General features: G+C 63.8%; 17 protein-coding genes and 4 pseudogenes. 14 read left to right on the forward strand and 7 right to left on the reverse strand.

What is annotated here, in order from left to right:
* The first annotated feature begins 3 nt into the window (after positions 1-3).
* Together JN302_RS07285 and JN302_RS07290 are read left to right on the forward strand one after the other, a co-directional pair.
* Positions 4-1074, forward strand: coding sequence for a phosphotransferase enzyme family protein (locus JN302_RS07285; RefSeq protein ID WP_202332464.1), 1071 nt, complete (start codon positions 4-6; stop codon positions 1072-1074).
* 36 nt (positions 1075-1110) lie between these two features.
* Positions 1111-2439, forward strand: a complete 1329-nt coding sequence (locus JN302_RS07290; RefSeq protein WP_202306061.1) for an aspartate aminotransferase family protein — start codon at positions 1111-1113, stop codon at positions 2437-2439.
* Positions 2440-2513: 74 nt separating this feature from the next.
* On the opposite strand, the pseudogene JN302_RS07295 reads toward JN302_RS07290, so the two are convergent.
* Positions 2514-2915 (reverse strand): annotated as a pseudogene (locus JN302_RS07295) (ornithine cyclodeaminase family protein); the annotation flags it as partial.
* A 41-nt stretch (positions 2916-2956) separates the two neighbouring features.
* Here JN302_RS07295 and JN302_RS07300 point away from each other — a divergent pair.
* From JN302_RS07300 to JN302_RS07310, 3 genes are all read left to right on the forward strand, one after another.
* Positions 2957-3274, forward strand: coding sequence for a hypothetical protein (locus JN302_RS07300; RefSeq protein ID WP_202332466.1), 318 nt, complete (start codon positions 2957-2959; stop codon positions 3272-3274).
* 437 nt (positions 3275-3711) lie between these two features.
* A complete protein-coding gene (locus JN302_RS07305; protein WP_202332467.1) occupies positions 3712-4098 on the forward strand; it encodes a hypothetical protein in 387 nt (128 codons plus the stop codon).
* The gene (locus tag JN302_RS07310; RefSeq protein WP_202332468.1) at positions 4095-4619 is read left to right on the forward strand and encodes an RES family NAD+ phosphorylase; all 525 of its coding nucleotides are present in this window, start codon (positions 4095-4097) and stop codon (positions 4617-4619) included. The genes JN302_RS07305 and JN302_RS07310 overlap by 4 nt, the downstream gene beginning before the upstream one ends.
* Before the next feature lie 53 nt (positions 4620-4672).
* Here the strand turns inward: JN302_RS07310 and scpB are convergent, their stop codons facing one another.
* The gene (gene scpB / locus JN302_RS07315) at positions 4673-5290 is read right to left on the reverse strand and encodes an SMC-Scp complex subunit ScpB (RefSeq protein WP_244846617.1); all 618 of its coding nucleotides are present in this window, start codon (positions 5288-5290) and stop codon (positions 4673-4675) included.
* Positions 5291-5296: 6 nt separating this feature from the next.
* Here scpB and JN302_RS07320 point away from each other — a divergent pair.
* The 3 genes and pseudogenes from JN302_RS07320 to JN302_RS07330 all read left to right on the forward strand — a co-directional run bounded on the left by JN302_RS07320 (position 5297) and on the right by JN302_RS07330 (position 7598).
* Positions 5297-5996 (forward strand): IS6 family transposase gene (locus JN302_RS07320; RefSeq protein ID WP_202332469.1). Its coding sequence is split into 2 segments (ribosomal slippage): positions 5297-5845 and positions 5847-5996, totalling 699 coding nucleotides; the frame shifts between segments, so codons are not numbered across the junction.
* Positions 5997-6059: 63 nt separating this feature from the next.
* Positions 6060-6248: pseudogene (locus JN302_RS07325) on the forward strand (DDE-type integrase/transposase/recombinase); the annotation flags it as partial.
* 75 nt (positions 6249-6323) lie between these two features.
* Positions 6324-7598 (forward strand): TRAP transporter large permease, encoded by a 1275-nt coding sequence (locus JN302_RS07330; RefSeq protein WP_342215986.1) that lies wholly within the window; start codon positions 6324-6326, stop codon positions 7596-7598.
* A 110-nt stretch (positions 7599-7708) separates the two neighbouring features.
* On the opposite strand, the gene JN302_RS07335 is transcribed toward JN302_RS07330, so the two are convergent.
* From JN302_RS07335 to JN302_RS07345, 3 genes and pseudogenes are all read right to left on the reverse strand, one after another.
* A protein-coding gene (locus JN302_RS07335) for an IS5 family transposase (protein ID WP_446720715.1) occupies positions 7709-8421 on the reverse strand; the annotation gives its coding sequence in 2 pieces (ribosomal slippage) (positions 7709-8133 and positions 8133-8421; 714 coding nt in all).
* Positions 8422-8437: 16 nt separating this feature from the next.
* Positions 8438-8617, reverse strand: a pseudogene (locus JN302_RS07340) (ISL3 family transposase); the annotation flags it as partial.
* Between the two features lie 225 nt (positions 8618-8842).
* Entirely contained in the window at positions 8843-9229 is a 387-nt protein-coding gene (locus JN302_RS07345; RefSeq protein ID WP_342215927.1) for a hypothetical protein, read from the reverse strand.
* Between the two features lie 187 nt (positions 9230-9416).
* Between JN302_RS07345 and istA the strand changes: the two genes are divergently transcribed.
* Positions 9417-10601, forward strand: a complete 1185-nt coding sequence (istA, locus tag JN302_RS07350; RefSeq protein ID WP_446720742.1) for an IS21 family transposase — start codon at positions 9417-9419, stop codon at positions 10599-10601.
* Positions 10601-11458, forward strand: a complete 858-nt coding sequence (istB, locus tag JN302_RS07355) for an IS21-like element helper ATPase IstB (RefSeq protein WP_202332471.1) — start codon at positions 10601-10603, stop codon at positions 11456-11458. Before istA ends, istB begins: the two co-directional genes overlap by 1 nt.
* Positions 11459-11787: 329 nt before the next feature.
* Here istB and JN302_RS39055 read toward each other — a convergent pair.
* Both JN302_RS39055 and JN302_RS07370 read right to left on the reverse strand, forming a co-directional pair.
* Positions 11788-12468 (reverse strand): annotated as a pseudogene (locus JN302_RS39055) (IS630 family transposase); the annotation flags it as partial.
* A gap of 76 nt (positions 12469-12544) precedes the next feature.
* Positions 12545-12853 (reverse strand): YciI family protein, encoded by a 309-nt coding sequence (locus JN302_RS07370; RefSeq protein WP_202310900.1) that lies wholly within the window; start codon positions 12851-12853, stop codon positions 12545-12547.
* A 214-nt stretch (positions 12854-13067) separates the two neighbouring features.
* Between JN302_RS07370 and JN302_RS07375 the strand changes: the two genes are divergently transcribed.
* The 4 genes from JN302_RS07375 (at position 13068) to JN302_RS07390 (ending at position 19145) form a co-directional block, all read left to right on the forward strand.
* Entirely contained in the window at positions 13068-14264 is a 1197-nt protein-coding gene (locus JN302_RS07375) for an ABC transporter substrate-binding protein (RefSeq protein ID WP_202310902.1), read from the forward strand.
* Positions 14265-14395: 131 nt separating this feature from the next.
* Positions 14396-15271 (forward strand): branched-chain amino acid ABC transporter permease, encoded by an 876-nt coding sequence (locus JN302_RS07380; protein ID WP_202310904.1) that lies wholly within the window; start codon positions 14396-14398, stop codon positions 15269-15271.
* Positions 15271-17817, forward strand: coding sequence for a branched-chain amino acid ABC transporter ATP-binding protein/permease (locus JN302_RS07385; RefSeq protein WP_202332472.1), 2547 nt, complete (start codon positions 15271-15273; stop codon positions 17815-17817). The genes JN302_RS07380 and JN302_RS07385 overlap by 1 nt, the downstream gene beginning before the upstream one ends.
* Positions 17814-19145, forward strand: coding sequence for an FAD-dependent oxidoreductase (locus JN302_RS07390; protein WP_202332473.1), 1332 nt, complete (start codon positions 17814-17816; stop codon positions 19143-19145). The genes JN302_RS07385 and JN302_RS07390 overlap by 4 nt, the downstream gene beginning before the upstream one ends.
* Positions 19146-19183: the final 38 nt, after the last annotated feature.

The following is a 19183-nucleotide window of genomic DNA, read 5'->3' on the forward strand; positions in this document are numbered from 1 at the left end:
AGCATGGATGCGGCGCGCGACCGTTTGTCCGGCGCGGCAGCCGGTTTTCCCGCTGCCGCCGCGATGCTGGCCATGCGGCCGGATCCTTCCGAACCGGACATGTCGGCGGCGCTGCTGAAGCGCCACTACGGATTGACGGGGTCGGTCGCAACATTGTCCTTCGAGGTGGAGCGCACGGCTAAAGTCAACCTGCCGGAAGGCCGCGGGCTGATCCTCAAGACTTCGACAAGGCCGGAAGCGCTTGACAGCTTCCGTTTCCAAACCGGCGTCATGGCTGGACTGCAAGGGGCTGCGGGCTTCGCCGCACCCCAGGTGATCCGCACCAGCAGCGGCGCCCTGATGTTCGAGGAGGAGGGTGTGTGCGGCTACGTGCAGTCACGGATCGAGGGCGATCCGTTGCACAAGGCAACGACCACCCCGGATATGCTTCTCCAAACAGGGCGCGCTCTGGCTCACCTCGACCTGGCGCTTGCGCAAGTCGATGTGCACGCGGTCGATCGCCCCGTTCTTTGGCACATCGGGTGCTGGTCGCGGTTGACGGAATTCGAGCAATATCTACCCTCGGGCAGCGTTGCAGACAACGTCCGCGCCGCAATGGCGGAGTATGTGGCGCGTATCGAACCGCAGATCGCTGATCTGGCGTGGCAAGTCACTCACAACGATCCCAGCCCACACAATATGATGGTGACTGGTCAGGGGATCGCCTTCATCGATTTTGGCGATGGCTGCTGGAGCCCCAGGATTCAAGACCTGGCGATCGCGGCAGGTCACATGGTAACGGACCCGGCCTTGCCGCTCGGAGGGGCGGAACGCCTGATTGCTGGCTATGCCTCCGTTATCCCGCTTTCGGCACTGGAGGCGAGGCTGCTCGTCGGACTGATGAAGGCGCGGCAAAGCGCGCTGATACTGGTCAATTATTGGCGCTCGCATCTCTTTCCCGCCGACGCCCAGTATATCAAGAAGAACGTCGCACGCGCCGAGCGCGGTCTTTCCATCCTAGCGCCTCTCGATATGGCCGCCGGCGAAGCGGCGGTCCTGGCGGCGACGTCGTCGCCGCAACCAATAGAAACGTGAATCGACCGGAACACTCTTTCAGATAGGCAGAAGCACATGTCCACGGATCTCATGCCTAATCGCTACAGACCCGGCGAATCTGACCTTCCCGAGCGCGAGGCCGAGTTGATTGCCCGCCGGGACAGTGTTCTCGGGGCCTCCTACCGGCTTCAGTACTGCCGGCCTGTGCACTTCGTTCGCGCGGAGGGTATGTGGCTCTACGACCCGGACGGGCGGGCCTATCTCGACTTCTACAACAATGTGCCGTCGCTCGGCCATTGCCACCCGGAAGTGAATGCCGCGATGGCTGAGCAGGCGACTCGAATCAGCGCCAACACGCGCTATCTCGAGGCAAGGCTGATCGACTATGCGGAACGCTTGGTCGAGACGTTCCCAAACGAGCTCGACCGGGTGGTCTTCACCTGCACGGGTAGCGAGTCCAACGATCTGGCCTTGCGGATTGCGCGATTTGCCAGCGGCAACGAAGGCGTGATCGTTTCTTCCTATGCGTATCACGGCACGAGCGCGTCGGTCGCAGCGGTTTCGCCGAACCTCGGCGATGCCGTCAAGCTCAGCCCATTCGTGCGCATGGTATCGCTGCCGGGGCCAGCGGGCGTGCCCGACACCCAGGCCGGTGACTATTTCGAAGCGCAGGTGCGTTCGGCCATTCTGGATCTGAACCGTCGTGGCATCGGCGTTGCGGCCCTGCTCTTTGACAGCATCTTTTCCAGCGATGGCGTGTGGGTCGATCCGCCAGGTTTCATTGCCCGGGGCGTTGAGGCGGTGCGGGAGGCGGGTGGCCTCGTCATTGCCGACGAGGTTCAGCCGGGCTTTGGACGAACCGGCGCCCATATGTGGGGTTTCGAGCAGCACGGAATCGTTCCGGATCTGGTTACCCTCGGCAAGCCGATGGGCAACGGGTTCCCGATCGGTGCCGTCGTTGGCCGCAGGGACCCCATGGAGCGCTTTGGTGCCACGGCGCGCTACTCCAACACGTTCGCCGGCAATACGGTTGGTATCGCGACCGCCAACGCCGTGCTGACGATCCTGCAGCGAGACCGCATCCCCCAGAATGCGCTTGCCATGGGCCGGCGCATCCGGGCCGGGCTGGAGGAGGTCTCAAGGCGGCATGATGCAGTCCGTGGAATTCGACACGCCGGTCTGTTCGTTGGGGTCGACATCGGCGCGGAGGGTACGCCAGCGGCAGGCCGACGTGTCATGGCTTTGGATGTGGTCAACGCGATGCGTGACGACGGCGTCCTCATCAGCACCACGGGGGCAAACGAGGACACGCTCAAGGTGCGCCCTCCGCTGGTCTGCCGGGCCGAGCACGTCGATCTCTTCCTTGCCTCCCTCGAGCGCGCCCTCGTCAAGGTGCGAGGCTAGGCCCGACACTCTTGAGGCAGTTGGCGATGGGTTCGCTTGCTGCCCCGGTAGCTCCAGAGGGGCGCGTGTGCGCGCTAGCCAATCGCGCCGCGGCCCGACTTTGCTTTGATCAGCGCGTCGGCCATGTAGAGGTCCTGCAGCGAAATGCCGGAGCTGTCGAAGACGGTGATCTGCTCTTCCGAGCGGCGTCCCGGCGCACGGCCCTCAATGACGTCGCCGATTGGCGTCACGTGGAGCGTTCCTGCCTCGATTTCGTGGCGCACGTGCTGAAAGTCGCCGATCTGGACGGACTGTGAAGCCAAGTCGCAGAACAGGATTGCCTTCGAGTACAATTTGGTCGGCACTTCGTGCTTGCCGGGCGCATCCGAACCCATGCTGACGACGTGTGTGCCGTCACGCACCCAATCGGACTGAAACAGTGGCTCCCGCGAGGGGGTAGCGGCGACCACGATGTCCGCCTGACGCACGGCGTCTTCGGCCGAGACAGCGCACTAGCCCGGCGGAGTACGAGTATCGTGTGAAGAACCTTTATGGCCGGTTGCGCGACACCTATGAGCGTGTGGTGGAAGAAGTGATCTTCCGCAATATCGTCCAACGTGGCACGGATGTCATCCAGACCCAGCTGCTGCGCTACGTTCGCCTCTCAGACGCGCTGGCAGTCCGTTTCCACGAAGGCATGACGCGCGCAAACACTCACAGCCATGACAACCCGCCGCCGACACTGTGGCCGTTCCCCTTCCTGATAAGTTTGCCCAGCATCTTCGCGAGCTGGAGTCCCTGGTTGCTGATCTTAAGACGGAAAGCGACGCGGCAGAGGCGGATCACCCACAGATGAAACCCAAGAAATAGCGCCTTAATCCTGAGAGAAGCAGGTAAGCGACTCTAATGACCGATACCGTCGTATCGCTGCAATATCTTTAACACCGGCTTAACAACTCTTCTGCGTGACCGCGCAACACATGAGTTGCTTAATCCGATCGAGCGGGCGACATGTGGATTCGAGGCTTCGCCTCAGCTATGCATACTCGATGGACGACAGATCCTGTTTATGAATTCCAGTATCAACCATCTTCCGTCGCCAAAGCAACGGTTGATGGACACGGTTGATGGCCACGGTTGATGGCCGCGATGCTCGAAACCGAACCCTACATGGCGTTTGTGAGGGTAAGACGCCTGTTGACGCCGAAATCGGTAGAGGGCGTCAGTCCTCTGTTCACTTGCTATGCGTTGGATTGTGCATATATTGTGCGTATGAGAGGTCGGAGATTTGTCATGACCCGCGCACAGCTCGCACAATCGAAAGTGGTTTCAGGCTTCGTCGACAGCCTGCAGGAGCCGCGCACGCCCTACATCTCGCCGAAGCGCCTGTCGCAGGCGCTTGGCGTGAAGGTGGCCAACCTGGCCCAGCTGACCGGTGTCCACCGCAACACACTGCGCAATCCGTCATCGGAGCGCCTGCAGGGCCGGATGCGCGAGATGGTCAAGGTGATTTCGGCCGCGACGGAGCTCACCGGCGACGTCGACAAGGCGATCTACTGGTATCGCAACGAACCGATCGCCGACTATGGCCATCGCACGGCGGCCGAGCTCGTCGCCGACGGCCAGGTCGAGGCGGTTCTGGCCTTCATCCGGGATCTCGAGAACGGGGCGCGCGGGTGAAGGTCGCCCAAATCGGTCCCGACGAGATCTTCCATCGCTACCTGACACCCAAATGGGCTTTCCTGCCTACCAGTGGCGCAGGAGCGGCGACAGACGGCGGGCGCTTCAATCGGCCCAGCGTCGAAGCACTCTATCTGTCCCGTTCGACCCAGACGGCTCTCGATGAATACAGGCAGGGCGCCAGCATCACCCCGCCAGCCACCCTTGCCGCCTACAAGATCACCCTCGCCGAAGTAGCCGACCTTTCGCAGGGATTCGACCCGGACATCTGGGACGGCGCCTGGCAAGAATGGGATTGTGCCTGGCGCCAGATCGCCCGCATCGAGAGGAAAATCCCGCCCTCGTGGAAGCTCGCGGATCTGGTCATCACTGCAGGGCTGCGCGGCATCCTGTTTCCGTCGCTGCGTCATGCCGGCGGCACCAATCTGGTGATCTTTCCGGCCAATCTTGTCGACGGCGATCATGTCGCGGTTCATGATCCCGATCACCGGCTGCCGCACGACCAGTCGTCCTGGCCCTGAGTTGCTAGCTGCCGTAAGCAACCGTTTTTCGATCGGTTCAAAGCGCCTCATCCTCAACGACGCCTGTCGTTGGCTCGCCCTCTTCGCCGTCGCCCCCCCCCCCCCCCCCGGCCAAGGCCGGCCGGTATATCCCCGGCGAGCAGCTTCTCCTTCGACAGCAGGCCGGCGTCTTCGAGCGCCTCGAAATCCGGCAGCTGGCGCAGCGTGTCGAGCCCGAACTGCGAGAGGAAGGTCTTCGTCGTCACATAGGTGTAGGGCGCGCCCGGCTGTGGGCTGCGCGGCCCCGAGGCGATCAATTCCTGCGCGCGCAGCACGCCGATCAGGTCGCGCGACACCTCCTTGCCGAAGAAGGACGACAGCTCGCCACGCGTAATCGGCTGGAAATAAGCAATGCACATCAAGACAAGAGCCTCCGACTGCGACAGCTCTTTTGATCCCTCGGCGTGCCCTGCGGCCGTGCCGAAAGCACCGCGGATGACGTCGGAAAAGGCTTTTTTGGTCCGGTGCTGCCAGCCGCCGGCGACCGCGACCAGCTCGTAGGGGCGACCGGCGAGTTCGGTGCGGATGTCGTCGATGACCAGCTCGAGATTGCAGTTCTTCCCCACCACTCGCGGTTCTGTCGCAAACTTTTCAGCAATGCAGAGATGGCATGAGGGCGGTCCAATCGGGATCAGCAGATGTTCAAAGGCCGCCACTTCGATCAGTCCGTCATTCTGTTGTGCATCCGCTGGTACCTGGCCTACAACCTGAGCCTACGCGACTTGGAGGAAATGATGGGCGAGCGTGGCGTCGTGGTTGACCATTCCACCGTCAATCGCTGGGTCAGGCGCTTTTCGCCGATGTTGCTGGAGCGCTTCAACCTGCGCAAGCGTGCTCTGTCGGGCAGGTGGCATATGGATGAAACCTACATCAAAGTTCGCGGCCAGTGGATGTACCTCTACCGGGCCATCGATAGTGTCGGCGACACGGTGGAGTTCATGCTTAGCGAACAACGTGATCTCCTTGCGGCCAAGCGCTTTATGCGCAAGGCGTTGCACCGACATGGCCGCCCCGACCGAATTGTCATCGACGGCAGCCAGACCAATCAGGAGGCGATCGCGGCTTGTGACGGCGAAAGCCGCTTGCGGGATCGATCAGCCAGAAACTTGAAGCCAATCCGGATACCCCGCAGTCAATATCTCAACAACCGGATCGAACAGGACCATCGGCGCATCAAGCGCCGGGTCAAGACCCATGATGGGGTTCAAGGCGTTCTCATCGGCTGCAGCCACTTTGGCTGGTATCGAGATGGTTCACATGATGCGCAAGCGGCAGGGACGTTTCGCCTTCAACCCGAGAGCAATGCTGAAGGAGCAATTCGAGACAATCGCCGCCTGAAATCCGCCCCACGATAGGCCGCTCTCTGACCGGTTCCAGCATTTGCGACAGAACCTCTGGTAGAGCCAATACATGAACAACCGGATCGAGCAGGATCATCGGCGTATCAAGCGCCGGATCCGCCCGATGCTCGGCTTAGCGACGATATTGTCCGGCATCGAAATGGTTCACATGATGCGCAAACGTCAGGCGAGGTATGCCTATGATCCGGCCCCATCGCTTGCCAAGCAGTTCAGCATTCTCGCTGCCTGAGGACACAAAGGGGCTTTCCTGCGTTTCCGATTCGAGTTTGCGACGGAACCAGCCGGCAGCCTCCTGGTCGGGACGATCCTTTTCCTCATGGCCATGCGCATGCCGGTGGCCTTCGCCTTCCTCGCCGCCAATCTGGTCGGCGCGCTGGTCTTCATCGGTGGGGAGGTCTCGGTCTTGCAGCTCGTCGCCAACGCCACGACGTCGGTGACCACCTTCACGCTCGTGCCGGTTCCTCTCTTCCTGCTGATGGGAGAACTCTTCTTCCACCCCGGTGTGGCGCTTCGCGTGTTCGATGCGATCGACCGGTTGCTGGGGCGCGTCCCCGGACGGCTTTCCTATCTCACCGTGGGCGGAGGGACGCTTTTTGCAGCGTTATCGGGCTCGAGCATCGCCAATATCGCGATGCTGGGATCGACATTGCTGCCACAGATGCAGGTCCGCCACTACAAGCCGATTCTTTCCATGGGGCCGATCATCGCGACGGGCGGCTTGGCGATCATGTTCCCGCCGTCCGCGCTCGGCGTCCTGCTCGGCAGCATCGCGCAGGTCGATATCGGCAAGCTTTTGATCGCCGGGATCGTTCCCGGGCTCCTCCTGGCATCGGCCTATGTCGGCATCATCGCCTACGCAGTCTGGCGCGATCCCGAAGCGGCGCCGCACTATGACGTCGAACCGGCGCCGCTTGGCGCAAAGTTGCGCCTTCTCGCGACAAACGTCCTGCCCATGGCGGGCGTCATCTTCATGGTCGTCGGGCTGATAATTCTAGGCATCGCCACGCCTTCCGAGGCAGCGGCCTTTGGTGTTCTCGGCGTGCTCATGCTGGCGGCCGCCTTCCGCTCCCTCACATGGGAAAGCATAAGCAAATCGGTGCTTGGAACGGTCAGGGTGACCGGCATGGTCTTCCTGATCATCGTCGGCGCGTCGACCTTCAGCCAGATCCTCGCCCTGTCGGGAGCATCCGGCGGCCTGATCGGATGGGCGACGTCGCTGTCGCTTCATCCACTCTGGGTGCTCGCCGGCATGCTGCTGATCGCGCTCGTGCTCGGGATGCTGATGGAATCGGTGTCGATCATCATGCTTGTCGGGCCGATATTCTTTCCGTTGGCGGCCGGTCTAGGCTTCGACACCATCTGGCTGGCGATCCTCATCCTGCTGATGCTGGAAATCAGCCTCGCGACCCCGCCCTTCGGGATAGGGCTTTTCGTTCTGGCTGGCGTTGCGCCGCGCGGCGTGACGCTCGCAGACGTGGTCCACGCCTCGGTGCCCTATATCGCGGCAGCGCTCCTGGTCGCCTGCCTGCTGATCGCGGTGCCCGAACTCGTGACGGCCCTGCCCGACCTCATGCGGTAGCTTTCGGTTGGCGCGCCTTCGGCATCGCGAACTGCGAACTGCGCGCGGTGTTCAAGGAGACCGGTGATTTCTGTGGGGTCGAATAAGGGTTGCTAAACTAGGGCCTGTGATCAGTTGAGGAGAATGACGGCTGCGGCGAGGAGTATGGCGTCGAGGAAGTTGGTTGCGCGCTTGTCGTAGCGGGTTGCGATGGCACGATACTGTTTGAGCTTTGCGAAGAAGTTCTCGATGAGATGCCTGGCCTTGTAGAGCTCTGTGTCGTAGCGGCGTGGTTGTTTTCGATTTGACCGCGGCGGAATGACGATCTCGACACCGGCGCCTTGAAGCAGATCGAGCACACGCTCTTTGGCATCGAATGCCTTGTCGGCGATGAAGGCGGTGATCTTGTCGAACAGGTCAGGCAAAAGCGCATCGGCTCCGCACAGATCATGCTTCTGGCCAGGCGTCAGATGAAAGCCGGTCGGGTTGCCCAAGGCGTCACAACGGGCGTGGATTTTGGTGCTCAGCCCACCCTTGCTGCGCCCTATGGCTTCGCGTTCCCGGTCCCCCCTTTTGCGCCGGCGCTGTGTTGATGGGCGCGGACGATGATCAAATCGATCATGGCGTATTCATTGTCGGCGTCTTCGGCGAGAAGTTCGAAAACCTTCTGCCAGACCCCGCTTTTGCTCCAGCGTGTATGGCGCGTATGAATGGCCAGGAAGTGACCGAACCGCTCCGGCAAGTCCCGCCACGGGATCCTCGCCCGATAGCGATACAAGACCGCCTCCACGAACAGCCGGTTATCCTTGGCGGTGCCGCCGACATGACCTTCACGGCCAAGCAAGAAATCTGGCTCTTCCTCACTTTGTGTGGCGCGGTGGCAGCATTCGTGCCCTCAGCAATTCGGGGCCTGCCCTGCCGTACATTGCGCGCTTGAGGGCCTTGAGGCGGTTAATCTGGCCTTCGGCCTGTCCGTTGCCCCGGGGCAGTTCGATGGCGTTGTTGACGGCATCGATGTCTCTGCGCAAGACACGGGCGAACCGCATGATCGGAATGAGTTCGGATTCGATTGCATCGTCGATTTTTCCCGAGGCTTTGGCGACGGTCGAGATGTTCCGCGAATTCGCCAAGCTCATGCCCGGCGCGCCGTTGCTCGCCAACATGAGCGAGTTCGACTGTCCGCTGGTCAGCTGCTTAGGCGGCCGCCTTCATCGCCTCCTCAGGCAGCACCGGTAGCGTGGCCACCTTCGCCTGACGAAGCCAGCTCAGGTCCGGCCCCTCGGCCTTGCCCTTCGCACTGTCGACGATGACCTTCGAGATGCGCCCTGCTGCTTACGCAAATGATCGCGTAGCAGGCTGTCGCGCGTGATGTAGCCGGCATTCACGCCGGGCAGCGAGTGGTTCATCAACAGGTGGATGTCCAGTTCCGACGCGCCGGCCGCCTGCGCCAGCGTCCGGTAGCTCTGGCGCAAATCATTGCCCCACTTCGACAGAACGTGCCGCTCCTCCTTGTGCTCGATCAGGTGCCCGCTATCACTGATTGCGCTGAACCAGGTCCATCGCTGGGTCGAGATCAATCGGGTCAGAGCGTAGAATCGGCAGTTTGCTATGTTGCTTGATGGGTGTGCGGTGATCGGCGTGTCGCGCGCCATGGAAAATTGCCCCCTCGGCGTCACGAGGAATTGCCCCCTCCTTGGACAACCGAGGAGAGATCGAATGAGCGAGGAACGAATCACGGAAAGCCTGTCGTGGAGAGATCCACGGGGGCAGGTGATGAAGACGCCGGACGATGTGGCGGAGATGTTGCGCCTGAGGGCGTGCGGGTGGGGTGTGAAGCGGATCGCGCGGCAGCTTGGCTGCAGCCATCACACGGTGAAGGCCTACGTGGCGGCGGACGGCGTGAAGCCTTTCAGTCGGCTGAGCGGGCAAAACGGCTCGACGGCCTTGAGGGCTGGCTGCGCGAGAGGTTCATTCGGCATCGCGGCAATGCGGATGTGGTGCGCCAGGACCTGCTGTCCGAGAAGGGGTTGGCGGTCAGCCGGCGAACGCTGCAGCGGGCGGTGCAGTGTCACCGTCAGGCGCAGAAGGCCGAGGCGCTGGCGACGACGCGGTTCGAGACGCCGCCGGGCCGACAGCTGCAGATCGACTTCGGCGAGCGTCTGGTCGAGATCGGCGGCGCCAAGATCAGCATTCATGTTCGTGGCAACGCTGGGGCATTCGCGACGGCTGCATGTGCGTGCGTTCCGGGCCGAGAAGCAGGAGCACTGGTTCGGCGGGCTGGAGCGCGCGTTCACGAGTTTCGGCGGCGTGCCGGAGGAAGTGCTGATGGACAATCCGCGCGCACTGGTGGTTCGGCATGACGCGGTGAGCCGGTCGGTTCAGTTCAACGACAAGCTGATTGCGTTCGCGAAGCATTGGGGCTTTTGTCCTCGCGCCTGCGCGCCGTATCGGGCGCGCACGAAGGGCAAGACGGAGAGCGGCGTCGGCTACGTGAAGAAGAATGCGATCGCGGGGCATTGCTTCGCGAGCTGGGAAGCGTTCGAGGCGCATCTGGGTAGGTGGGAGCGTGAGGTGGCGAACGTGCGCATCCACGGCACGACCGGCGAGGCGCCGACCGCCCGCTTCGAGCGTGACGAGGCGCACCGGTTGAAGCCGCTCGGCGGACGGGCGGGGTTCGGATCGTTGCGTGAGCTGACTCGCATCGTCGGCAACGATTGCGCAGTCGAGATCGACACCAACAGCTACTCGGTGCCGTGGCGGCTGATCGGCGAGCGGGTGGCGGTGACGGTGGCGGCCGGTGAGGTGCGCATCCGCCATGGCGCGCGCGAGGTTGCGGTCCACAAGCAATCGCAGGGGCGCCGCCTGCGGGTCGTCGATCCCGCCCACCTCGACGGTGTTGCCGGTCGCGATGGCGCCGTCCGCCGAGTGCAGATCGGATCACCGACCTTGCCGACGTCGTCCCCACCGCCCTCGTTGTTGCGTCCTCTTGCCGAATACGAAGCAGCGATCGGAGGGAGCTTCTGATGGCACGCGGAAAGAAAGCAACCGAAGCGCCGACCGATCCGCACGAGGCCATGCTGGCGCGATTGCAGCTGACCGGCATCCGCGACCAGCTCGACAGCCTGCTCGACGAGGCGGCGCGCGCGGACCTGTCGGCGCGTGAGACGCTGATCCTGCTGTGCGAGCGCGAGATCGCGCGCAAGGATCACCGCCGTATCGAGATGGGGCTGAAGCTCGCACACTTTCCGGCGGTGAAGGAGCTTGCGGGCTTCGACTTCGAGGCACAGCCGTCGATCGATCCCAAGCAGATCCGCGACCTGGCCGCGTCCCGCTGGATCGCCAACGGTGAGAACGTGCTGCTGCTCGGCCCGCCGGGCGTCGGCAAGACGCACCTGTCGATCGCGCTCGGGCGGGAGGCGATCCTGGCCGGATACACGGTGCAGTTCACGACGGCGACGACGCTGGCCGCCGGCCTCGCCAAGGCGCATGGCGAGCGGCGCCTGGACGAGAAACTGCTGGCGCTGTCGAAGCCGAAGCTGCTGATCGTCGACGAGCTCGGCTACCTGCCGCTCGAACCCGATGCGGCGCACCTGTTCTTCCAGCTGGTCAGCCGGCGCTACGAAGCCGGCGCCATGTTGATCACCTCGAACCGCAGCGTTGCCGAATGGGGCACCGTGTTCGCCGACCCGGTGGTCGCCACCGCGATCCTCGACCGGCTCTTGCATCACAGCCATGTACTGACCATCCGCGGCGACAGCTACCGGCTCCGCGCCAAGCGAAAGAGCGGCCTCATCAAGCCGCCCGCCGGTGACGGGCCTCCGGTCGGCTCCGCCTCCCTCCGTCCCGCCACCGGCGGAACCAACCTTCAACCGAGATCATGAACCCAACGGTGGGGGCAGTTCTTCATGACGCAAAGGGGGCAGTTCCGGATGGCGTTTGACAGGCGGCAATAGCGGGCAATCGGCGGCAAATGGCGGGCCATGAACGTAGGAAATGGGCACTTCAGTTTCACTATTCCTCTCTGAGGCTGCCGGCACTCGCAGAAACCACAATCTTGTTCGACCGGGTTTGTTGACGAAGTCCCGTCAGCCAGGATCTTCGAGTAGATATCTTCAACGTGCAGGGCTGACGACGACGCCCACACTTCCGCATACGGAAGGCAGCTTTGCGCCCCCATTGTCGTCAGTCAAAGAGCTGGAGCAGATTCGTCTTAATCCGGGTCATATCCGGCGGCCTCGAAGTGGCGCCGGCATGCTCGGTGGTGAAGGCTGAGAGGCAGTCGGCGGCGGCCGACCAGAGTTCGTCGGCGGTTCTGGTAGCGGCGTTCCTCAGGAGGGCCTTGAGCTTCGAGAAAGCCATCTCGATCGGGTTGAAGTCCGGCGAGTAGGGCGGCAGGAACAGGAGCCGCGCCCCGACCCTCTCGATGGCCTCGCGCACGCCGCTGATCTTGTGGGGCGGCAAATTGTCCATGACCACGATATCGCCGGGGCGAAACTCGTGTGCGAGAACCTGCTCGGCATAGGCTGGGAACCGCAGCGCCGTTTATCGGGCCGTCGAGCAGCATCGGTACCGCCATGCCGGACAGCCGCGGGCCGGCGGTGAAGGTGGTCGTCTTCCAATGGCCGTATGGAACGACCGCCCGACAGTGTTCGCCGCATGAAGCACGGCCGCGCAGCCGGGCCATCTTCGTGGATGCCGCGGTCTCGTCGATGAAGATCAGTCCCTCGGGATCGAGATCGAGTTGGCCGTCGAACCAGACCATGCGGCGGCGAAGGACGTCCGCGCGCTGCTGCTCGACGACGTGCGCCGTCTTTTTTTTCGTGATGCCGCGCCGGTCGAGGAACAGCCACACCGTCGAGGGCGCAGCCCGCATGCCGCGCTCGGCGGAAATGACGGCGACTGACCTGCCGCCTGATCGGTTCTCCGGAGGGAGATGAGACCAAACTGCGAAAGTGCCGGGAACCTCGTCAAGTCGGCCAATCGCGCTTTTCAAGTAGATTGTAGGCTGGAGACCACTCGACGACGCGCATCGTTTCATAGACGCCGTTGACATAGAATGGCTCGTTGCGCACCCACTCCCACACTTCGGCTTCCGACCCGGCCTCAAACACGTAGATGGTGCCGCACTGGTTGCCATGCGCGTCCCGCATCGCGCCCGTCATCCGGATCGGTGCGACATTGTCGAGGACGAAGCGGCGGTGCTCGGGGCGGTGCCGGTCGCGCAGGTGCATCGAGTGGGGCGGATGGTCGAAGCCGATTGCAGCAAAATGTGGCATGGGTTTCTATCCCAATCGCTTGGTCTTGGCCGGTGTGCGAACCGCCGCGGGGATGCCGGAACCGACCGTCGATGCTCGAGAGCCTTACTGTATAAAAAGCCGTCCGTCCAGTCGGTCATATATTTATCGAGCGTCCGAGCTTGACGCCCGCACCGGACTGGAATAATTAATAGACCGTCTGGTTGGTCTAATAACAACCACAGGGGAGGATTTGATGACATACCTGAATTCCTTCAGGTCGCTCGCGCTTGCCACGGCGCTTGGCCTCGGCATTTCGATGAGCCCGGCCGCGGCCGAGGAGGCGCCCGGCGTCACCGCCGACAGTGTGAAGGTCGGCAGCTGGATCGCGCTGACAGGCCCGGTTGCGGTCTACGGAGTGCCGATCCGCGCCGGCGCGGATGCCCTCATCAACGCCGTCAACGATGCCGGCGGCGTCGGCGGGCGGAAGATCGAATGGCTCGTCGAGGACAGCGCCTACAATCCACAGCAGACCATCGCCATAGCCCGCAAGCTGATCACCAGCGACAACATTCTTGCCGCCGTCATTCCGCACGGCACGGCGCAGACCGCCGCAACGTTCCCGTTCGCAGTCGCAGAGCACAAACTGCCCATGCTGTTGCCTTATGGCGGCGCGCTCGACTGGTATCAGCCGACACCGACACCGGGCCTCCTGGGTCTGCACGTCCTCTACGAGGATCAGGCCAACGCGCTGGGCCGCTGGGCGGTCCAGGACGGTCACAAGAAGATCCTGGGAGTCTTCGGCGCCGCGGCCGCGTTCGAGAACGTCGTCAACAATGTCGAGCCGGGTGCGAAGGCGGTTGACGCCGGCGCGACCGTGGAAAAGCTTGCCGTCAAGATCGGCACCACGGACTACGGCCCGATCGCGCGCGGCATCATCAACAAGAATCCGGAAGCGATCGTCTCGATCCAGCTGCTTCAGGAAGTCGCCTTGCTCTCGAAAGCGTTGCGCCAGGCCGGATCGAACGTTCAACTCTACACCTACGCACCGAATGTCGCCAACGCCACGATCGAACTCGGCGGCGAGTATGTCGAAGGCCTGAAAGCGGCCTCGCTGACGACGTCTCCCTTCGCCGACACGCCTGCGGCGCAGGAATATCGCGACCGCCTGGCGAAATATTTCCCCGACCAGAAGCCGGATTTCGTCTCCTTCCTCGGCTATGGCGCGGCGAAGATCTTCGTCGAGGGGCTGTCGAAGGCCAAGGAGCCCTTGACGCGTGCATCCCTCATCGAAGGTTTCCATGAGCTCAAGGCGTATGACTCTGGCGTGTTCCCGCCGGTGACCTTTTCGTCCGACAAGCCGCTCGGCGGGCATTTCCTCAACCCGATGACCATCAAGGCGGGCAAGTGGGAATCTGCGGGCGATGCAATCGACACGGACTCGTTCAAATAGGCGCAACGGCGGAGGACGCCGGGCATCGGGCCCGGCGGTTCCGGACGGAAATCTGGCGGCGGCGAAACGCGGTCGCCAGTACGGTCACCACCACATAAGCTCCGGCTGAGACAATTTCCCTGGAGGGTTCTTTGGGCGACCTGATCTCTGTAGTCGTGTCGGGGATGGCGAACGGTTCGGCCTATGCGCTTCTTGCGCTCGGCATCGTCATCATCTTTCGCTCTACCGATACGGTGAACTTTGCCATTGGCGACATGGGCACGGTGTCCGTGTTCGTGGCGCTGTCAGCCATCACGGCCGGCGTTCCGGTAGCGCTGGCCTTCCTGCTCGCCATCGTCGTTGCCGGCGTGCTCGGCACGGTGTCGGAGCGCGTGCTGATCAGGCCGCTCGGCCATGGGCATCATGTTCTGTTCGTCGCGCTGGTGGTCACGATCGGGCTGGGGCTCGTACTGCAGGCTGCCATGGGGGCATTCTGGGGCCATGAGGCGCGTGCCTTCCCGCCGCTGGTCGACGGCTGGATCAACGTGTTCAGCGTCCCGATCTCGCTCAACAAGATAGCGGCGTCCGTGGTCGCGCTGATCGCGATGGGCTTCGTCGCCTGGTTTTTCGGCTACATGCCGTTCGGCATCGCCATGCGCGCCAGCGCGGAGGATCCGCTTGCCGCGCGCATGCTCGGTTTCAAGACGGGGCGGATCGCCACGATCGCCTGGTTCCTTGGCTGCGCACTCGCCGCAATCGCCATGCTGTTCCTGGCGGCCGAATCCTCGCTCAATCCCTATATCGCCCATGCCCCCCTGTTCCGCGCCTTCGCCGGGGTCTTCCTCGGCGGCATGACCAGCATGCCGGGAGCGGTGCTGGGCGGCTTCATCATCGGGGTGCTCGACAACGTGGCCGGCACATACATTTCGGCCAACTACCGCGACACGATCGTGTTCGCCGTGATCGTCGCCGTGCTGTTCATCCGGCCGGCCGGCTTCATGGGGGTGCTGCGCAAGGAGCGTGTGTGATGGCCGGCAAAGCGACTAGGTCGAGCCGGCTCCTGCGCCTCGCTGCGATCTTTCTCGTCGGCATCGCCGCCTGGGCGGCGACCGGCCCGCTGAAGCTCACGGGCGAATACTATACCTTCCTCATCGTCGTGATCAGTTATCTCGCCGTCGTGACGATGGCAGTGTCGATGCTGGCCGGCTTCTGCGGCATCTGGCCGATCGGCCACACCGCCTTCACCGCGATCGGTGCCTATATGGCGGTCAATCTCGGCATGGAAGGCGTGCCGATGGAAGCGATCATCGTCATCTCGATCATCGTCGCCGGTGCAGTCGGATACGTGCTCGGCATGGCGGCGGGCCGTTTCTCCGTCCTTTATTTCGGGCTCTTGACCCTGGCGCTAAGCCTGACGGCCTTCGAACTGATCGGCCACTGGAACCAGTTCACCGGGGGTGAGCAGGGCATCGCTGTGCCGCCCATCCCATCGATCCTTTATCAGGGCAATATCGGGCTGTCCCAGGCTGCCGGCTTCTGCATCATCATCGCCACGCTCGCCTTCTTCGCCGTCGATCTGATAGTCCAGGGCCCGATCGGACGCCGCTGGCTGGCCGTGAAGAGCCAGCGCACCGCCGCGATGGCCGTCGGCTTCGTTCCGCCGCGCGAGAATGCCATCGCCTTCGCCATCAGCGCTGCGCTTGGGGCGGTCTCGGGTGTGTCGATGGCTGTGGCGATGAGCTATCTCGACCCAGAGGCCTTCTCGCTCAATGCCGGCGTGCAGATGCTGGTTTCGACCGTGGTGGGCGGTACCGGTTCGCTGATCGGGGCGGTGTTCGGCGCGGCCTTCATCGTGCTGGTTCCCGAATTCGCCCGCGGCACCAACAATGTCGCCCCCTTCGTCTATGGGATTACCATGGTGGGCGTCCTCCTCTTCCTGCGCCGGGGCGTCGTGCCATCGCTGATCGAGATGATCGCCCCCCGCCAGCGCCGCGGCGACCGGGAGCTCGAACTGTCGATCGGGCAGGCGCACGACCTGGCCGCGCTCGTCGCGGACGTCCTTCCGGTCTCGGGCCTGGCGCTTTCGGTCGATGGCCTGAGCGTGCAGTTCGGCGGCGTGAAGGCCCTGCAGGACGTCTCGCTTGAGGTTCCGTCCGGCAACGTCGTCGGTCTGATCGGCCCGAACGGGTCGGGCAAGACCACCTTGCTTAACGTGCTCTCGGGTTTCTATACCGCCACGACGGTGCGCGGCATCAAGCTCGGGGAGAGCGACCTCCTGGCGCTGTCTCCGTGGCAGCGGATGCAGGCCGGCTTCGGCCGCACCTTCCAACACGCCGAACTCTTCTCCGAACTGACCATCGGCGACATGCTGCGCGTCGTCGCCAGACAGGGGGTGTCGGCGCGGCGCAATGCGGGCGCGAAGCTCGTCGATCCGGACGTGGTCGCCGAGCGCATCATCTCCGGCCTCGGACTTGAGCAGGTCGCCGACAGCTATCCGCGCGAGTTGCCGTTCGGCATCCAAAAAGTCTCCGATATTGCGCGTGCGATAGCCGGTGGCGCCGGGTTCCTCGCCATGGACGAACCGTTCTCCGGCCTCGACACCGAAGAGAGCACCAAGCTGCGTCAGATGCTGCGCGAGCTGAAGGCAGCGGGGCTTACGATCCTGATCATCGATCACGCGGTGCACGAGATCTTTGACTTGGCCGACAACATCGTCGTGCTCGACTTCGGATGCGTCATCGCGCGCGGCAAACCGGAGGACATCCGCAACGATCCGAAGGTGCGCGAAGCCTATTTCGGCCTGACCGAGACAGCGGGCGTTCCCCTCGACAAGGCCGCGCGCGTCGAAGTCCCTGCGGCGCTACCGGTCCTGTCGGCGCAGGACGTACTGCACCGCTACGGCGGCGTGTTGGCGCTCGACAAGGTTTCGGTCGACATCGGCAGGGGCAGTTTCGTCTCCGTCCTCGGGGCGAACGGTGCCGGCAAGTCGACGCTGGCAATGATCCTGTCAGGCTTGATCCATCCCAGTGCCGGCAAGGTCGCCGCCAATGGCGCGCCGCTCAACGGCAGCGCGCGCGAACAGCGCATCAGCCTGGTCCCGGAGGGCCGCCGGCTCTTCGGGCAACTGTCGGTGCGCGAGAACCTGCTGCTGGGCGGCTATGCGGCGGGTGCCTCGCGCGAGGAGATCGCCACCCGCGTGAAGGCCGTGGCCGAGGGCCTGCCGAAGGCGGTGCGCGACGATCTCGGCCGCGCGGCCGCCACGCTGTCGGGCGGAGAGCAGCAGATGCTCGCCATCGGGCGGGCGCTGATGGCCGAGCCGCAGACGCTGATCATCGACGAGCCCTCCATGGGTCTTGCTCCAATCCTGATCAAGCAGGTCTACGAGCAGCTGGCCGAACTGCACGGCAAGGGCGTGACCATCCTGCTGATGGAGCAGATGGCGACGAATGCGGTGCGCCATTCAGACCGCATGATCATTCTCGACCGTGGCCGGGTCGTCTATTCCGGCCCGCCGACGGGTGACGAGGCCAATGCTGCGCTGGTCAGCGGCTACATCGGAAAGGAAGCGCATTGAATACGCGCGAATGCCTGGACTGCGACCTCGTCGTGGTCGGCGGCGGGATGGCGGGCATGACGGCTGCCGCCCGCGCTGCGGGCAAGGGTGCGAAGGTCGTCGTCATCGAGAAGGCGGCGGACATCGGCGGTTCGGCCGCCTTGTCCGGCGGCTACGTCTGGACCGCCACGTCGCTGGCGCAGATGAACCTGCACGACGATGGGGACCCGCGACTTCACGCCGTGATCATCGAGGAATATCCGGAAGTGCTTGCCTGGATGCGCGCGCGGGGCATCTCCATGCGGCCGCCCCAGAAGGTGCTCTACGGCCGCGGCTGTCAGATCGACATGCAGGACCATCTGCGCAAGGCGGTCACCGAGGTTGAGGCGGCCGGCGGCATCGTCGTGCGCGACACGGACACGCGCGAAATCCTTCGCGAAAACGGTGGCGTTGCCGGCGTCGTTACCGTCCATGCCGACGGCGAGACCGAACTGCGCGCCGCCAGCGTTCTCATTGCGACCGGCGGATTTCAGGGGGATCCGGAGCTGCGCGCCCGGCACATACACCCGGCCGCGCGGGTCATGGGCCTCCGCTCCAACCTCACGAGCAGCGGAGCCGGCCTGTCGCTTGGCATCGCCGCCGGCGGCGCGTGGGCCGGACCCAATACGGGCTATTACGGCCATCTGGTCGCAACTCCGGTGCCGTTCCGAACCGATTCCGATTTCGTCAAATACACGCAGTACCATTCGATCCACGGCGTGCTGCTCAACTGCGCCGGGAAACGCTTCGTCGACGAAAGCGATGACGACCACGCCAGTTCGCAGCTGACGCTGCGCCAGCCGGGCGCCAGCGCGCTGTTGGTCTGGGATCAGCGCGTGCAGGATGATCATGCGGTCGTGCCGCCCGTCGCGGGCGCGGAGCCGCTCGACCGCTTCCAGATCGCCATCGACGCCGGCGCGCGCGGCGGCAGGGCGGTGACGCTCGAGGAGATCGCCGGCATCGCCGACAGGCTCGGCTTCGACGGCGCGGCCTGCGTCGCGGGGCTCAGCGCCTTCAACCGGCAGATGAGTGCCGAGCCCGAGCGCGCCGTGCCGCCGCGCGAGGCGCACGACCGTCCGCTCGACCGTGCGCCCTACTACGTGCTGGAGGTCGTGTCGGCGATCACCTTCACCTTCGGCGGCCTGCTGGCGGACGCCAAGGCGCGTGTGCTCGATCCGTTCGGCGAGCCGATCGGGGGTCTCTACGTTGCGGGCGCGGATGTCGGCAACGTTTTCCGCCGCGGCTACAGCGGCGGACTGGCACTTGCCTCGACATTCGCATTTCGCGCAATGCGCACGGCCGGGTACTAAGGCGCAAGCCTCCACGCCTCGGCCTTCAGGAGATCGGC

This window comes from Mesorhizobium sp. L-8-3, from assembly GCF_016756615.1.
In the GTDB taxonomy this organism is placed as follows: domain Bacteria; phylum Pseudomonadota; class Alphaproteobacteria; order Rhizobiales; family Rhizobiaceae.

What these genes read in the sequence shown, in the direction of transcription:
- JN302_RS07375 (WP_202310902.1), top strand. Translation starts at nt 13,068, where the DNA reads ATGACATACCTGAATTCCTTCAGGTCGCTCGCGCTTGCCACGGCGCTT.
- JN302_RS07345 (WP_342215927.1), bottom strand. Translation starts at nt 9,229, where the DNA reads ATGGCGCGCGACACGCCGATCACCGCACACCCATCAAGCAACATAGCA.
- JN302_RS07290 (WP_202306061.1), top strand. Translation starts at nt 1,111, where the DNA reads ATGTCCACGGATCTCATGCCTAATCGCTACAGACCCGGCGAATCTGAC.
- JN302_RS07370 (WP_202310900.1), bottom strand. Translation starts at nt 12,853, where the DNA reads ATGCCACATTTTGCTGCAATCGGCTTCGACCATCCGCCCCACTCGATG.
- JN302_RS07385 (WP_202332472.1), top strand. Translation starts at nt 15,271, where the DNA reads ATGGCCGGCAAAGCGACTAGGTCGAGCCGGCTCCTGCGCCTCGCTGCG.
- istB (WP_202332471.1), top strand. Translation starts at nt 10,601, where the DNA reads ATGGCACGCGGAAAGAAAGCAACCGAAGCGCCGACCGATCCGCACGAG.
- JN302_RS07285 (WP_202332464.1), top strand. Translation starts at nt 4, where the DNA reads ATGGATGCGGCGCGCGACCGTTTGTCCGGCGCGGCAGCCGGTTTTCCC.
- JN302_RS07305 (WP_202332467.1), top strand. Translation starts at nt 3,712, where the DNA reads ATGACCCGCGCACAGCTCGCACAATCGAAAGTGGTTTCAGGCTTCGTC.